This window comes from Kitasatospora sp. NPDC101801 (assembly GCF_044766665.1).
GTDB lineage: Bacteria > Actinomycetota > Actinomycetes > Streptomycetales > Streptomycetaceae > Kitasatospora.
The window spans coordinates 16,363-31,258 of the sequence record NZ_JBIWML010000004.1 but is presented as its reverse complement, the minus strand read 5'-3'; the positions used below and the strand labels follow the sequence as shown (position 1 = coordinate 31,258).

Genomic DNA, 14,896 nt, shown 5'->3' with positions numbered 1-14,896 from the left:
CCATCATGCCTGCTTGGTGTCCTTGCGGTAGAGGACGGCCGCCCCGGCGACGAAGACCACCAGGAAGCCGGCCAGTCCCGCCACCGCGCCGAGGTCCAGCGACCGGCCCGGCTGCACGAAGCCGGCCAACTGGTTGTACAGGTACACCGGGTTGAACTGCGCCACCGTCTTGAGCGAGTCACCGACCGGGAACCAGGTGCCGCCGAACAGCGCCATCAGCATGTAGACGATCATCACGATCGGCTGCACCGCGTCCGGCTGGGCCGCGTAGCCGAGCGCCACCCCGAGCGCCGCGAAGACGAAGCTGCCGAGCCACAGCGCCACCCCGAGACCGAGCCACTGGGCGGCGGAGAGCTCGACGCCCTCGAAGGCGCCGATCACGAAGACCACCACGATCGCGGGCAGCGTGGTGACCGCGCAGGAGGCGATCTTGGCGACGGTGTACGCCCGGCCGGGCAGCGCGGTCAGCCGCAACTGCCGGACCCAGCCGCTCTTCCGCTCCAGCGAGATCCGCTGCGCGCTGCCGGTGAGCACCGCGCCGACCGCGCCGAAGGTGGCCATCGAGACCATGAAGTACGCCTTCACCGACACGCCGCCGGCCACCGTCTCGTTGCCGTAGGCGTTGATGAAGAAGAAGTAGAGCAGCGCCGGGTAGAGCACCGTGAACATCAGGTAGCGCTTGTTCCGGAGGGTCCGCAGGATCTCGAGCTGCACCAGGGTCTTCATCGCGCGTTCTCCTCGTCGGCCTCGCCGGTGATGGTCAGGAAGGCCTGCTCCAGGCCCAGGCTGGTGACTTCCAGGGCGCGGGGGTAGAGCCCAGCCCGGTACAGGCCGGCCACCCCGGCGTCGGCGTCGGTGCTGCGGATCCGGACACTGCGGACGCCGTCCGGACGGTTCGTCACGTCCAGTCCCACGGTGCCCGGCAGGGCGCGCAGCACGCTCTCCTCGGCCGACCCGTCGGTGGGGTGCAGCTCGAACGAGATCCGGCGGGCGCCGGCCTTGGCCTTGATCTCGGCCGAGGTGCCGTCGGCGATCAGCCGGCCCCGGTGCAGCACCAGCACCCGGTCCGCGATCGAGTCCGCCTCCTCCAGGTAGTGGGTGGCGAACAGCACCGTGCGGCCCGCGTCGGCCTCGGCCCGCATCGCGGCCCAGAACTGCTGGCGAACTGAGACGTCCATGCCGGTGGTCGGCTCGTCCAGCACGATCAGGTCGTTGGCCCCGGCGATCGCCAGGGCGAACCTGACCCGCTGCTCCTGGCCGCCGGAGAGCTTGTCGACCTTGCGCTCGGCCAGGTCGGTGATCCCGGCGTGCTCCATCACCTTCGCCGGGTTGTGGCCCCGGGGGTGGACGTCGCAGGCGAACGTGACCAGCTCGCGGACCTTGACCTCGCCGAGCAGGCCGCCGCTCTGCAGCATCGCGCCGACCCGGCCGGCCTCGATCGCGGCCCGCGGACTGCCGCCGAACAGCGAGACGGTGCCCTGGTCGGGCTCCCGCAGGCCGAGCAGCAGGTCCAGGCTGCTGGACTTGCCCGCCCCGTTCGGGCCGAGCAGCGCGACCGTCTCGCCCGGCCGCAGCACCAGGTCGAGGCCGCTCACCGCCTGCACCGAGCCGTAGCTCTTGCTCACCTGACGGAAGGCGGCCACCTCGGTCTCCGCCGCTGTCACCGTGCCCATGTCCTGTCCTCTCCCCGTTCGGCCCGCTTCTCGGCCCGACCACTCAAGAATCCCGTGGACAGGGGGTCCGGCGTCAGTGTGCACCGTCGTGTGCTCGGCATGACGGATGTCACGGGCCCCGGCGTGACACCGGGGCCCGTGACCGGTCGTCAGACGGCCGAGGTCAGGCCCAACTCCCGTTTGAGGAAGTCGACCTGAAGCAGCAGCAGGTTCTCGGCGACCTGCTCCTGCGGCGTCATGTGGGTGACCCCGGAGAGCGGCAGCACGGTGTGCGGACGCCCGGCGGCGAGCAGCGCGGAGGACAGCCGCAGGGTGTGCGCGGCCACCACGTTGTCGTCGGCCAGCCCGTGCACCAGCATCAGCGGACGCTCCAGCTTGGCGGCGTCGGCGGTCAGCGAGTTGGCGTCGTAGACCTCCGGGCGCTGGTCCGGGTGGCCGAGGTAGCGCTCGGTGTAGTGGGTGTCGTAGAGCCGCCAGTCGGTGACCGGGGCGCCGGAGACCGCCGCGTGGAACACGTCCGGGCGGCGCAGCACCGCGAGCGCGGCCAGGTAGCCGCCGTACGACCAGCCCCGGATGGCGACCTTCTCCAGGTCCAGCGGGTACTGCCCGGCCAGCGCCCGGAGCGCGTCCACCTGGTCCTCCAGGGTGGCCCCGGCGAAGTCGAAGGCGATCGCCTTCTCCCACTCCGGACTCCGGCCCGGGGTGCCCCGGCCGTCCGCGACGATCACCGCGAAGCCCTGGTCGGCGAACCACTGCGAGGTCAGGTGCGGGTTCTGCGACCGCACCACCCGCTGCCCGTGCGGGCCGCCGTACGGGTCCATCAGGACCGGCAGCAGCCCGTCCCGCTCCCGGTCGTAACCGGTCGGCAGCAGGACGGCGGTCGGGATCCGGCGCTCACCCGCGAAGACGAACTCCGGCCGGGCGGTGATCAGCGGCGTCTCGGCGTACGAGGCGACGGTGGCCAGCGGCTCGCCGTCGACCAGCACCTCGACCCGGGCCCCGGACCAGGACGGGTCCGCGCTGACCAGCACCGTGACGTCGCCGCCCCGGACGGCCGAGACCGCGCCGGCCGCGCCGAGCCGGGTCAGGCCGGAGCCGTCCAGGCCGATCTCGAAGGTGCCGATCCAGCCCACGACCGGGTCGGCCTCCTCGGCGCCGCCGCTCGCGGTGAACAGCACGGTGTCGCCCACCGAGAGCACCGACCTGACGTGCAGCCGACGGTCGGTCAGCTGCCGCTCCCCGGCCACCAGCACCCGGGCGCCGTCCTGGTCGGCGATCCGGACCAGCTGCCCGTCGGCGGTCCTGGCCGGCACACCGGAGAACAGGTCCAGCCAGACCGGGTCGGTCTCGGTCAGCACCGTCCCGGTCGCCCCGGTGGTCTGGTCGACCGTCAGGTACTGCTGGCTGCACTGGTCACGGGCCTGCACCAGCAGGGTGAGCTCCTGCTCGGACCAGTGCACCCGGGCCAGGTACGGGAACGCCGCGCGGTCCCAGTCCAGCTCGGTCCGGGAGCCGTCCAGGCCGAGCAGCCAGAGGCCGACCTCGGCGTTGGCGGTGCCGGCCGCCGGGTAGGCCACCTCGGCGGGCACGGTGCCGGGGTTGGCCGGGTCGGCGATCCACCAGCGCTGCACGGGGGCGTCGTCGGCCCGGGCCGCCAGCAGCCGGTCGCCGGCCGGGGCCCACCAGTGGCCGCGGTCCCGGTCCATCTCCTCCTGGGCGATGAACTCGGCCTGACCCCACGTCACCCCCGCCTGCTCCGGGGTGGCCAGCGCGCGGTCGCCGGAGCCGTCGGTGCGGGTCACCCGCAGCTCGCCCTCGACGGTCGCGTAGGCCACGTACTGCCCGTCGGGCGAGAACCGGGGGTCGATCAGCGGCCCGGCGGCGGGCAGCTCACGGGTCGGTTCGGCGCCCGTCAGGTCGGCGACGAACAGGCGGCCGGAGAGCGCGAAGGCGGCCAGCGCGCCGGCTCCGTCCAGGGTGTAGCCGACGATGCCGGCCGAGCCCTCCCGGCTGCGCTCGCGGCGGGCCCGCTCGGCGGCCGACAGGCTCTCCTCGCCGCCGCCGAGCAGGGCCACCGGATCGGCGGCGATCCGCTCCGCGCCGGTGGCCGGGTCGAGGGTCCAGAGCAGGTTGGCGCGCTCCCCGCCGCCCCGGGCACGGAGGAAGACGACCCGGGACCCGTCGGGTGCGACGGCGAAGGACCGGGGTGCGCCGACGGTGAAGCGCTGGGTGCGCGCGTACTGCCGGGGGAATGTGTCGGTGGTCATGGCACCGAACCCTAGACCTTGATCACTCTTTCGGAGCAGCCTCCGTAACCGGCCTCGGGAGGGCTTCACGCCCCCTCCCACCGGCCAAGGGGCCGGACGGCGGGCTGCTCCGGACGGACCCGACGGCTCACGGAAAGTAATGCGCCCCTCACTGATCGGGTATTCCTTGAGCCATCACGTCCCCCCTGCCGCCCCGCCCAGGGCGGTGCACCCGAGAAAGGGTGTGAGCCTGATGGCTCTCTCCATCTCCGCAGCCGTGCTGATGCTGGTCATCGTGGTGGTGCTGATCCGCCGCTCCGGACTGAAGCTGGCGCACGCGGTCATCTGCGCACTGCTCGGCTTCTACCTGGCGTCCAGCTCGATCGCCCCCTCGATCCAGCAGGTGACCAGCAACGTGGCCGGCATGATCAACGGCTTGAAGCTCTGACCGGACGGGACAGGCTGGTCGGTAGGCTGCCCGGTATGACCGCTGCCTCCGAACGGCCCGCGCGCCGGCTGCTGCTGGTGCACGCCCACCCCGACGACGAGTCGATCGGCAACGGCGCGACCATGGCCAGGTACGCCGCCGAAGGTGCCGCCGTCACGCTGGTGACCTGCACGCTCGGCGAGGGCGGTGAGGTGATCCCGCCGGAGCTGGCCGAGCTGACCGCCGACCGGACCGACACCCTGGGCACCTACCGGATCGGCGAACTGGCCGCCGCGATGGGCGAGCTGGGCGTCACCGACCTCCGCTTCCTGGGCGGCCCCGGCCGCTACCGGGACTCCGGGATGATGGGCCTGCCGGAGAACGACCGCCCCGACTGCTTCTGGCGGGCCCCGCTGGACGAGGCCGCCGGGCACCTGGTGGCGGTGGTCCGCGAGCTGCGGCCGCAGGTCCTGGTCACCTACGACGAGCAGGGCGGCTACGGGCACCCGGACCACGTGAAGGCCCATCAGGTCGCCATGCGGGCCGCCGAACTGGCCGCCGACCCGGCCTGGCGCCCCGAGCTCGGCCCGGCCTGGCGGATCGCCAAGGTGTACTGGAACCGGATGCCGCGCTCGGTGATCGAGGCCGGCCTGGCCGCGACCGCCGCCGCCGCGCCCTTCCCCGGCGTCGCGGCACCGGCCGACGTGCCCGGGGTGGTGCCGGACGAGCTGGTCACCACCGTGCTGGACGGCGCGGCGTACGCCGGGGCGAAGGCCGCCGCGATGGCGGCGCACGCCACCCAGATCACCGTCTCCGGCGAGTACTTCGCGTTGAGCAACGACCTCGGGCAGCCGCTGGTGGCCACCGAGTACTACCAGCTGGTCCGGGGCGAGCCCGGGCCCGAGCTGCCGGAGACCGACCTGTTCGCCGGTCTCGGGCTGGAGGCGCACCGATGATCCGCACCCTGCCCGCCCGGATCCTCGGCAGCCGCGCGGAGCGGCTGGCCGAGCGTCAGCCGTCGCGCACCGGACGCCTGGTGGCCTACCCGCTGCTGTTCGTCCTGGGCGCCGTGGTCTCGCTCTGCGGCTGCTTCGTCCAGTCGCTCTGGCCGCCGGCCGGCCTGCTGCTGGCGCTGGCCGCCACCCTCGCGGTGTTCTACGGCGGCCTGCGGGTGACCGGCACCAAGCTCGGCGCCGGGGTCCCGCTGGCGGGCTGGTTCCTGCTGCTGATGGTCCTGATGGCCCCGCGCCCGGAGGGTGACTTCGTACTGGCGGCCGGGTTCACCTCCTACGCCTACCTGTTCCTCGGCGCGGTCGGCGGAGTGATCTGCGCCACCCTGCCGACCAGGTCCGGCTTCGGCTACGGCAGCCTGACGCGCTGACCGGTCCCGAGCGGTCACCCCGCCTTTCCCGGAGGAACCGGACGTAACGGGTTCTATCCGAACCAGTTCGCCACGCACGTTTGCCCAGTAAGGTGGTGCCGCGACAGGCCTGCTGGCCTGCCGAAGCTATGTGAAGAGCTGGTGTCGGAGGGGTGTTCGGTCCCATCGGCCGGTGCAGCAGCCGCCGCCGGGAGACCGTGACCCCCACAACCCGCGACCGCCGTTCCCACGGCGCGGCCGCGAACCCGGAGCAGAGCAGCATTGAGCAGCCGCGAATCTGACAGCGCGCATCCGTCGCCCCGACGTACCGGGCCGGATGCCTACCCGTCGGGCACCCCGCCGTACGGCACGGGCATCCCGAACGGCTCCGGTGCCGACCCGTTCGGCCCGACGCCCGGTCAGCCAGCGGCCGCCCAGCCGGCCGAGGCCGACGAGGTGCCGAAGACCGAGACCACGCTGACCACCCGGGTCCGGATCAACATCCCGGGCTCCCGGCCGATCCCGCCGGTGGTGATGCGCAGTCCGGTGAAGAGCGGCGAGCCGGCCGAGCCCGCCGGTCCCCGGCACCGTTCGGCCGCCCCCTCCTCCCCGGTGCTGGGCGTGGTCGACGCGACCGCCCCGAGCAGCACCCCGGCGAACCTGCCGCCCGAGTGGCAGCAGGAGGGCCCGGCCGCACCATCCGGGAGCGACACCGGCGAGTGGTTCAGGCCCCGGCAGAAGGGCCCGCAGGCCCCGGTGACCGCCGGTGCGCCGCGCGCCGAGAGCGCCGACCGGCAGGCCCGCCCCGGCGGCCCCGGGATGCCGCCCGGACCACTCCCGTCCGGGGCCCCCGCCTCGCCGTTCGCGCCCTCGGGACCGCCCCCTGCGGGCGGCCGGTCCGACGACCCGTACGCCGACCACCGGCCGCCGGCCGGGCCGTTCTCCAACGACCCGTACGCGGCCGACCCGTACGCCGCCGAACCGTTCCGCGGGGAGCAGTTCCGCGAGGAGCCGGTCCGTCAGGCCCCGCCGGTGGCGGACCCGTTCGCGACCCGCCCGCACGGCGAGCCGGAGGACACCCAGATCGGCGGCTTCGACCCGATCCGGGACGACTACGAGGACCCCTCGGCCAGGCCCGGTGCCATACCTGGCGGTGCCGCGATGTTCGGCTCCGCCCCGCAGGCCACTCCGCAGCCCCCGAACGACCCGTTCGGCACCGGCCGGTCGCCCGCGCCGGGCCGGTTCGCCGACGTCTCGTACGAGCCCGCCGAGCCGTTCCCCGGCACCCGGCCGAACGGCTCCCGGCCGCCGGCCGCCGACCCGTTCGGCACCGCCCCCGCCGACCCGTTCGGCACCGCCACGCCCGAGCCGGCCGCCGCCGAGGCCGAGCCGCCCGCGCCGAAGCCCGCCGCCAAGGCCCCGGCCGCCGCCCCCGCCCGCCGGGGCAAGGGCCGCAAGCTGGCCACCTACGCCGTGGTCGGCCTGCTGTTCGCCGGAGCCGCCGCGTACGGCACCGGCCTGATGCTCAATCAGGCCGACATCCCCAAGGGCACCACCGTGCTCGGCACCGACATCGGCGGGGACACCCGGGACCAGGCGGTCAGCGTGCTGGACGGCACGGTGGCCAAGACCGGCCAGCAGCCGCTCAAGCTCAAGCTCGGCGAGCAGACCGTGGACCTGGACCCGACCGCCGCCGGGCTCGGCTTCGACACCACCGAGACGGTGGACGGGCTGACCCGGCACAGTTACAACCCGGTCGAGGTGATCGGTTCGCTGGCCGGCGGCAGCAAGGCGGTGGCCCCCGCCGTACGGGTCGACCGGGCCAAGCTGAAGGCCGCGCTGGAGGGCCTGAGCGCCAAGTCCAGCACGGGCCTGCAGGAGGGCTTCGTCCGGTTCACCCCGGACGGCAAGGCCGAGGTGGTGCCCGGCCGGGCCGGACAGCGGGTGGACGCCGCCGCCGCGCTGGACCAGGTCGAGCAGGCGTACCGGGCCCGGGCCGCCGGGCAGCCGGACGCGGTGCTGAGCGTCCCGGTGACGGCGGCTCAGCCGAAGGTCTCCGAGGAGGCGTTGAAGGCCGCCGCCGAGTCGCTCGGCAAGCAGGTCACCAGCGGGCCGGTCTCGGTCACCGCCGGCACCAAGCGCTGGGACTTCACCAAGGCGATCGCCGCCAAGGTGCTCACGCTGGCCCCGGACGCCTCCGGCAAGATCGTGCCGACCTGGGACCTGGACAAGCTGACCGCCGAGCTGGACGGCGCCTTCGCCAAGAGCAAGACCAAGAAGGGCAGCGCGCTCGTCCCGATCACCACCCAGGACGTCGCGGACGGCATCACCTCGATGCTGGAGAAGACCGGCACCAGGGCGTACAAGTTCGCCTGACCCGCCTTGCAAGCCCCAGCGCGAGCCGGAGCCACCACGGCTCCGGCTCGCGCTTTCCGCTCCCCCGGGCGGCGAATACTCGCCAGTGGCGTGAAATTGCCAGCAACCGTGCGTGACAACGACCCCGGTTGAATTGGGTCGATGGCCCCCAAATTCCCCGCCGGACCCAACAAAGCGGTAGTGTCCGATTATCGGACATGCAATTGCACTGGACATTGACCGTGATAACCGTCATAACGGACACCGGGTCTACGCGCATCACATTTACGGATGCGCGGACAGTCTGTCCTGATACCGGAGTTGCCAAGTTCGGGTTACGGACGCATGAACTCACTTTGTGGCGCTATGTCCACTTTTGACGGTATCGCTGGACGCTTGTCAAGGTGTCTGGAACTACGAAGTGGTTGATATTCCAACACGAACCAAGAAATGCACGGCCAGCAACTGGGGAACTCTTGACGTTCGATAAACGACTTGCAAGAGTCCGTGCGATCACCTTTTTGCAGCCGCTACACCCCGGGCGGGAGCTCCAGCACCATGACTAACCCCACCAAGGCCCCCGAGGCCGACGAACTCGGAACGGCCGACACCCTCGCGCCGACCGACGGCGCGTCGGCCCCGGTCTTCCGCGGGCTCTCGCCCGGCAAGCTGATGTGGCGCCGCTTCCTGCGCGACCGCACCGGCGTGGTCAGTGCCGCCATCGTGCTGCTGTTCATCCTGATCGCCGTCTGTGCGCCGCTGATCTCGATGATCTACGGCAAGGACCCGAACACCACGTACGGCCAGAACACCCCCGACCTGCTGACCGACTCCGGTCTGCCGACGGGGCCGAACGGCGGCATCAGCCCCGACTTCTGGTTCGGTCTGGAGCCCGGCCTCGGCCGCGACGTGTTCATGCAGCTGATCTACGGCATCCGCACCTCGCTGCTGATCGCCTTCCTCACCTCGCTGCTGACCACGGTGCTGGGTGTGGCGATCGGTATCGCCGCCGGCTACCTCGGCGGCAAGACGGACTACTTCATCGGCCGCATCATCGACATCCTGATGTCGTTCCCGTCGCAGATCTTCCTGATCGCGATCATGCCGGTGGTGACCGGTCTGCTGGTGGCCAACAACGAGGCGCAGCCCACCTGGCTGCCGTTCGTCGCGGTGACCATCGTGCTCTCGGTGCTGGGCTGGATGGGTCTGGCCCGCATCCTCCGGGCGACCGCGCTGTCGCTGCGCGAGCGGGAGTTCATCGAGGCCGCGAAGGTGACCGGGGCCTCGCCGCTCCGGATCATCTTCAAGGAGCTGCTCCCCAACCTGTGGACCCCGATCCTGGTGCAGTCCACGCTGACGCTGCCCGCGTTCGTGACCGCCGAGGCCGGTCTGTCCTACCTGGGTGTCGGTGTCCCCGAGCCCACCCCGGACTGGGGCCGGATGATCGCCCTCGCGGCCGACTTCCTGCGCACCGACGTCACCTTCCTGCTCTTCCCGGGCCTGGCGATGGTGCTGTTCGTCCTCGCCTTCAACCTGCTCGGGGACTCCGTCCGCGACGCCTTCGACCCGAAGACGAAGCGATGACCGTCGCCCGCCGTCGGTGAGCCGCGTACCAAGACCCACAGACTCCGGGGGGATCGGCATGCCCGCCCCGGGCAACCCACCACCTATCTGGCACTCAAGAGGCAGGAAGAACATGAACGCTCGTAAGTCGCGGCAGCTCGCCGCGGCCGTCATGGTTGTCGGGGCCCTCACCGTCACCACGGCGTGCTCCAGCGGCAACAGCAACTCCGGCAGCAAGCCCGATGCCTCGAAGTCCAAGGTTGCGGCCACCTCGATCACCGTCGGCACCGCTGCCGACTCGGTCGGCCCGGCCGTCGCGGAGCCCGGCGCGAAGAAGGGCGGCACGGTCACGATGATCGACCGCGACGACTTCTCGCACCTCGACCCGGCCCAGGTCTACCTGAACTACAACAGCGAGGCCTCGCTGCTCTTCACCCGTCAGCTCACCGGCTACAAGCTGCAGGCGGACGGCACCTCGAAGCTGGTCGGCGACCTCGCGACCGACACCGGCAGCACCACCGACGGTGGCAAGACCTGGAAGTTCACCCTGAAGGACGGGGTGAAGTGGCAGGACGGCACCCCGATCACCTCGGCGGACGTCAAGTACTCGGTGGAGCGCACCTTCGCGCCGTTCATCAAGTCCGGCCCGACGTACCTCCAGACGTGGCTGACCAGCGACAAGTACCGCGAGGCGTACCCGGGCCCGTACGAGGGCAAGGAGCTGGACGCGATCCAGACCCCGGACGCGAAGACGGTCGTCTTCAACTTCAAGGACGTCCACCCGGACGCCAACTTCACCGTGGCGATGACCGGTTACGGCGTCGTGCCGAAGGCCCAGGACACCAAGGAGGCCTACGACAAGAAGCCGTTCTCCTCCGGTCCGTACCAGATCGCCGAGCACGTCACCGACAAGTCGCTCGACCTGGTCCGCAACCCCAACTGGGACCCGGCCACCGACCCGATCCGGAACGCGTACCCGGACAAGTGGCACATGGAGTTCGGCGTCCAGTCGCAGCAGTCCACCGAGCGTTTCATCGCGGACAACGGCGCTGACAAGACGACCTTCAGCTTCCACAACCAGGTCCACCCCACCTTCATCGACAAGGTGAAGGGCGACGAGACCCTCAAGTCCCGCACGCTCGAGGGCCTGACCCCGTACGTGGACTACTACTACATCAACAACAGCCGCATCAAGGACCAGAAGGTCCGCGAGGCGCTGCTCCGCGCGTTCCCGCACCAGCAGACCCGTCAGCTCCAGGGCGGCACCAGCTACGGTGACTACGCGACCAACTACATGAGCCCGACTGTTCTCGGCTACGAGGCCAACGACCAGTACGGCATCCTCAAGAAGCCCGAGGGTGACCCGGAGGCGGCCAAGAAGCTGCTCGAGGAGGCCGGCGCCACCGGTCAGACCATCGTCTACGCGTACAACAACACCCCGCTGCAGCAGAAGGTCACCGAGGCGATCCGCATCGCCCTGGAGAAGGCCGGCTTCAAGTTCGTCCCGAAGCCGCTCGACGCCAAGACCTACTACGACGCCATCGGCGTCGTGAACAACGAGTTCGACCTGTACTGGGGTGGCTGGGGTGCCGACTGGCCGACCGGTTACACCTCGCTCCAGCCGGTGTGGGACGGTCGCGCGATCGCTGACAGTGCGGCCAACTACGCGCACGTCAACGACGAGGCCATCAACAAGCTGATGGACGACGCGGTCAAGATCGCCGACCCGGTCGCCCAGGGCAAGGCGTGGGCCGCGATCGACAAGGAGCTGCAGAAGAAGGCTTACTCGATCCCGGACGTCTACCAGCGCTCGCTCAGCCTCTACGGCTCGGGCCTCGGTGGCGTCAAGTTCGACAGCCTGTTCGGCCTGCAGTACCCGCTGAACATCTACGTCAAGTAGTAACAGCCCAGCGGTAGTTCCACGGGGCGCCGGTCTCGCACATCCCCGAGCACCGGCGCCCCGTGGTCCGGCCATCGCCCCACCGCCCTGCTCCGCCCACCGCACTCGCAGCCGGCGCCCCGACCAGGAGAGCCCGACCCCATGCTCCGTTTCCTCGTCCGCCGTTCTCTCGGCGCACTCGTCATCCTGCTGATCATCAGCCTGGTCACCTTCTGGCTGTTCTTCAAAATCCCGGCGGACCCGGCACGCCTTTCCTGCGGCAAGGTCTGCACCCCCGAGAACCTCGCCCTGATCCGGCACAGCATGGGGCTCGACGAGTCGACGATCATGCAGTACTGGCACTGGTTCAGCGGGATCTTCATCGGCCGTGACTACTCCGCCGCCCACTGCGACGCCCCCTGCCTCGGCTACTCCTTCGTCAAGCAGGAGATGATCACCGACGTCCTGCTGGACCGCTTCCCGACCACGCTGTCGCTGACCGTGGGCTCGGCCGCCGTCTTCCTGGTCTTCGGTATCGGTACCGGCATGCTGGCCGCCCACAAGCAGGGCAAGGCCGCCGACAAGATCGCCAGCGCCGCCTCGCTGATCGCCTCCTCGATGCAGATCTACGTGGCCGGCCCGCTCGCCCTGTTCGCGCTGGTGTACTCCACCGACCTGCTGAAGCAGCCGTCCTACACCCCGATCACCGAGGACCCGATCGCCTGGTTCAGCGGCCTGCTGGTCCCGTGGATCGTGCTCTCGCTGATCTGGACCGCCAACTACACCCGCATGACGCGTTCCTCCATGGTCGAGCAGCTGTCCGAGGACTACGTCCGGACCGCGCGGGCCAAGGGCATGTCGGGCCGTTCGGTCTTCCTCCGGTTCGCCTGGCGCGGCGCGATGGGCACCATCGTCACCGTCTTCGGCATCGACCTCGGTGTCCTGCTCGGTGGCGCGATCATCACCGAGACCGTCTTCAGCCTGCACGGTCTCGGCGAGCTCGCGATCGGCGCCTACCGGGACTCCGACCTGTCGATGCTGGTCGGTGTCACCCTGGTGGCCGCCACCCTGATCGTGGTCTTCAACATCATCGTGGACGCCGCGTACGCCCTGATCGACCCGCGCATCCGTCTGGCCTGACGGCCGACACCCCCTGGCCGTTCCAGCCCGCCCGACCTCACGTACCACACCGAGGAGCCCCGTCCATGACCACCCTGGCCAAGCCCGAGGAGGCGGCCGCCGACCGCGGCGGCAGCAGCAGCTCGCCCTTCCTCTCCGTCCGTGACCTCTCGGTCCGCTTCAGCACCGAGGACGGCGTGGTCCGGGCCGTGGACAGCCTGTCCTTCGAGGTCGAGCCGGGCACCACGCTCGGCATCGTGGGCGAGTCCGGCTCCGGGAAGTCGGTGACCAACCTGGCCGTGCTCGGTCTGCACAACCCGGACAGCACCGAGATCACCGGCTCGATCCGGCTGGCCGGCCAGGAGCTGGTGGGCGCCCCGGCCAAGGAGCTGGAGAAGCTCCGCGGCGCCACCATGTCGATGATCTTCCAGGACCCGCTGACCGCGCTGTCGCCGTTCCACACCATCGGCAAGCAGATCGGCGAGACCTTCCGGAAGCACACCGGGGCCAGCAAGAAGGAGGCCCGGGACCGCTCGATCGAGATGCTCACCAAGGTCGGCATCCCGCAGCCGACCACCCGGGTGGACGACTACCCGCACCAGTTCTCCGGCGGTATGCGCCAGCGGGCGATGATCGCCATGTCGCTGGTCTGCAACCCGAAGCTGGTCATCGCGGACGAGCCGACCACCGCGCTGGACGTCACCGTCCAGGCCCAGATCCTCGACCTGCTCAAGGACCTCCAGCAGGAGATGGGCACCGCGATCATCCTGATCACCCACGACCTCGGTGTGGTGGCCAAGACCGCGCAGGACATCATGGTGATGTACGCGGGCCGGGCGGTCGAACGCGGCACCGTGCGCGAGGTGCTGAAGAACCCCCAGCACCCGTACACCTGGGGCCTGCTGTCCTCGATGCCCAGCCTCACCGGCCCGGTGGACGTCCCGCTCCGGCCGGTCCGGGGCACCCCGCCCAGCCTGATCAACCTGCCCACCGGCTGCCCGTTCAACCCGCGCTGCGACCACCGGGAGCAGGTGGTCGGCGGCAAGTGCACCACCGAGCGTCCGCCGCTCGCGCCGGAGACCGGGCACGCCACCGCCTGCCACCTGTCCGCGGGACAGAAGCAGAGCATCTTCATCGACCAGATCCAGCCCCGACTCGGCTGAGAGGGACGGCGACACCATGAGCAACGAACTGACCCTCGACAAGCCCGACGCGACCCCCGCCACCGGTGACCCGCTGCTCCAGCTCTCCGGCGTGAAGAAGCACTTCCCGGTGATGGACGGTCTGCTGTTCAAGCGTCAGGTCGGCGCGGTCCACGCGGTGGACGGCATCGACCTCGACGTGTACGCCAACGAGTCGGTCGGCCTGGTCGGCGAGTCCGGCTGCGGCAAGTCGACCCTCGGCCGGGTGGTCACCCGCCTGCTGGAACCGACCGACGGCAAGCTCACCTACGCGGGCCAGGACATCACCCACGCCTCCCGCAAGCAGCTGGCGCCGATCCGGTCCGAGATCCAGATGATCTTCCAGGACCCGTACTCCTCGCTGAACCCGCGGCAGACCGTCGGCGCGATCATCGGCGCGCCGATGGAGATCAACGGGATCAACCCCAAGGGCGGCATCCAGAACCGGGTGCAGGAGCTGCTGGAGACCGTCGGCCTCAACCCGGAGCACTACAACCGCTTCCCGCACGAGTTCTCCGGCGGCCAGCGCCAGCGCATCGGCGTGGCCCGCGCGCTCTCGCTCAGCCCGAAGCTGATCGTGGCCGACGAGCCGGTCTCCGCGCTCGACGTCTCGATCCAGGCCCAGGTGGTCAACCTGCTGCAGCAGCTGCAGAAGGACCTGGGCATCGCCTTCCTGTTCATCGCGCACGACCTCTCGATCGTCCGGCACTTCTCGCAGCGCGTCGCGGTGATGTACCTGGGCAAGATCGTCGAGATCGCGGACCGCAAGTCGCTGTACGAGAGCCCCCGGCACCCGTACACCCACGCGCTGCTCTCCGCCGTGCCCGAGGCCGACCCGGACGACGTCCGCGAGCGGATCCGGCTGGTCGGTGACGTCCCGTCGCCGATCAACCCGCCGACCGGCTGCCGGTTCCGCACCCGGTGCTGGAAGGCGCAGGACAAGTGCGCCACCGAGGAGCCGCCGCTGGTGCAGCTCTCCGGCAACCTGGCCGGCCACCTGACGGCCTGCCACTTCCCGGAGGACGGCAGCACCGCCGCCGTCCCGGAGCCCCGGGAAGCGAAGGAACTGTAGAAGGCGGAAGGGCCGCCCCCG

12 protein-coding genes are annotated in these 14,896 nt (G+C 70.7%); 9 read left to right on the top strand and 3 right to left on the bottom strand.

Going from position 1 to position 14,896, the window contains the following annotated elements:
- Window positions 1–3 precede the first annotated feature (3 nt).
- The 3 genes from ACIRPK_RS07895 to ACIRPK_RS07885 all read right to left on the bottom strand — a co-directional run bounded on the left by ACIRPK_RS07895 (window position 4) and on the right by ACIRPK_RS07885 (window position 3,940).
- The gene (locus ACIRPK_RS07895) at window positions 4–726 is read right to left on the bottom strand and encodes an ABC transporter permease (protein WP_403034568.1); all 723 of its coding nucleotides are present in this window, start codon (window positions 724–726) and stop codon (window positions 4–6) included.
- On the bottom strand, window positions 723–1,673 hold the full coding sequence (locus ACIRPK_RS07890) for an ABC transporter ATP-binding protein (RefSeq protein WP_403034565.1): 951 nt from the start codon (window positions 1,671–1,673) through the stop codon (window positions 723–725). The genes ACIRPK_RS07895 and ACIRPK_RS07890 overlap by 4 nt, the downstream gene beginning before the upstream one ends.
- Window positions 1,674–1,822: 149 nt before the next feature.
- Entirely contained in the window at window positions 1,823–3,940 is a 2,118-nt protein-coding gene (locus ACIRPK_RS07885) for an alpha/beta fold hydrolase (RefSeq protein ID WP_403034562.1), read from the bottom strand.
- A 232-nt stretch (window positions 3,941–4,172) separates the two neighbouring features.
- On the opposite strand from ACIRPK_RS07885, the gene ACIRPK_RS07880 reads away from it, so the two are divergent.
- The 9 genes from ACIRPK_RS07880 to ACIRPK_RS07840 all read left to right on the top strand — a co-directional run bounded on the left by ACIRPK_RS07880 (window position 4,173) and on the right by ACIRPK_RS07840 (window position 14,875).
- Window positions 4,173–4,367, top strand: a complete 195-nt coding sequence (locus ACIRPK_RS07880; protein ID WP_403034560.1) for a DUF2304 domain-containing protein — start codon at window positions 4,173–4,175, stop codon at window positions 4,365–4,367.
- A gap of 35 nt (window positions 4,368–4,402) precedes the next feature.
- Window positions 4,403–5,302, top strand: a complete 900-nt coding sequence (mshB, locus tag ACIRPK_RS07875) for an N-acetyl-1-D-myo-inositol-2-amino-2-deoxy-alpha-D-glucopyranoside deacetylase (protein WP_403034557.1) — start codon at window positions 4,403–4,405, stop codon at window positions 5,300–5,302.
- Entirely contained in the window at window positions 5,299–5,727 is a 429-nt protein-coding gene (locus ACIRPK_RS07870; protein WP_403034555.1) for a DUF6113 family protein, read from the top strand. Before mshB ends, ACIRPK_RS07870 begins: the two co-directional genes overlap by 4 nt.
- 261 nt (window positions 5,728–5,988) lie before the next feature.
- Window positions 5,989–8,082, top strand: coding sequence for a peptidoglycan binding domain-containing protein (locus ACIRPK_RS07865; protein ID WP_403034552.1), 2,094 nt, complete (start codon window positions 5,989–5,991; stop codon window positions 8,080–8,082).
- A 537-nt stretch (window positions 8,083–8,619) separates the two neighbouring features.
- Complete coding sequence (locus tag ACIRPK_RS07860; RefSeq protein WP_403034550.1) at window positions 8,620–9,645, top strand: ABC transporter permease; 1,026 nt, start codon at window positions 8,620–8,622, stop codon at window positions 9,643–9,645.
- Between the two features lie 112 nt (window positions 9,646–9,757).
- Window positions 9,758–11,524, top strand: a complete 1,767-nt coding sequence (locus ACIRPK_RS07855) for an ABC transporter substrate-binding protein (protein ID WP_403034548.1) — start codon at window positions 9,758–9,760, stop codon at window positions 11,522–11,524.
- A 141-nt stretch (window positions 11,525–11,665) separates the two neighbouring features.
- Window positions 11,666–12,643, top strand: a complete 978-nt coding sequence (locus ACIRPK_RS07850) for an ABC transporter permease (RefSeq protein ID WP_403034546.1) — start codon at window positions 11,666–11,668, stop codon at window positions 12,641–12,643.
- Between the two features lie 65 nt (window positions 12,644–12,708).
- Window positions 12,709–13,785 carry an ABC transporter ATP-binding protein gene (locus ACIRPK_RS07845; RefSeq protein WP_403034543.1) on the top strand — a complete coding sequence of 359 codons (1,077 nt, stop codon included), beginning with the start codon at window positions 12,709–12,711 and terminating at the stop codon, window positions 13,783–13,785.
- Between the two features lie 16 nt (window positions 13,786–13,801).
- Window positions 13,802–14,875, top strand: coding sequence for an ABC transporter ATP-binding protein (locus ACIRPK_RS07840; protein ID WP_403034540.1), 1,074 nt, complete (start codon window positions 13,802–13,804; stop codon window positions 14,873–14,875).
- The last annotated feature ends 21 nt before the right edge of the window (window positions 14,876–14,896 follow it).

Bases quoted from the DNA above. Each gene is read 5' to 3' on its own strand.
- ACIRPK_RS07895 (WP_403034568.1), bottom strand. From the start codon at position 726: ATGAAGACCCTGGTGCAGCTCGAGATCCTGCGGACCCTCCGGAACAAG.
- ACIRPK_RS07890 (WP_403034565.1), bottom strand. From the start codon at position 1,673: ATGGGCACGGTGACAGCGGCGGAGACCGAGGTGGCCGCCTTCCGTCAG.
- ACIRPK_RS07885 (WP_403034562.1), bottom strand. From the start codon at position 3,940: ATGACCACCGACACATTCCCCCGGCAGTACGCGCGCACCCAGCGCTTC.
- ACIRPK_RS07880 (WP_403034560.1), top strand. From the start codon at position 4,173: ATGGCTCTCTCCATCTCCGCAGCCGTGCTGATGCTGGTCATCGTGGTG.
- mshB (WP_403034557.1), top strand. From the start codon at position 4,403: ATGACCGCTGCCTCCGAACGGCCCGCGCGCCGGCTGCTGCTGGTGCAC.
- ACIRPK_RS07870 (WP_403034555.1), top strand. From the start codon at position 5,299: ATGATCCGCACCCTGCCCGCCCGGATCCTCGGCAGCCGCGCGGAGCGG.
- ACIRPK_RS07860 (WP_403034550.1), top strand. From the start codon at position 8,620: ATGACTAACCCCACCAAGGCCCCCGAGGCCGACGAACTCGGAACGGCC.
- ACIRPK_RS07855 (WP_403034548.1), top strand. From the start codon at position 9,758: ATGAACGCTCGTAAGTCGCGGCAGCTCGCCGCGGCCGTCATGGTTGTC.
- ACIRPK_RS07850 (WP_403034546.1), top strand. From the start codon at position 11,666: ATGCTCCGTTTCCTCGTCCGCCGTTCTCTCGGCGCACTCGTCATCCTG.
- ACIRPK_RS07845 (WP_403034543.1), top strand. From the start codon at position 12,709: ATGACCACCCTGGCCAAGCCCGAGGAGGCGGCCGCCGACCGCGGCGGC.
- ACIRPK_RS07840 (WP_403034540.1), top strand. From the start codon at position 13,802: ATGAGCAACGAACTGACCCTCGACAAGCCCGACGCGACCCCCGCCACC.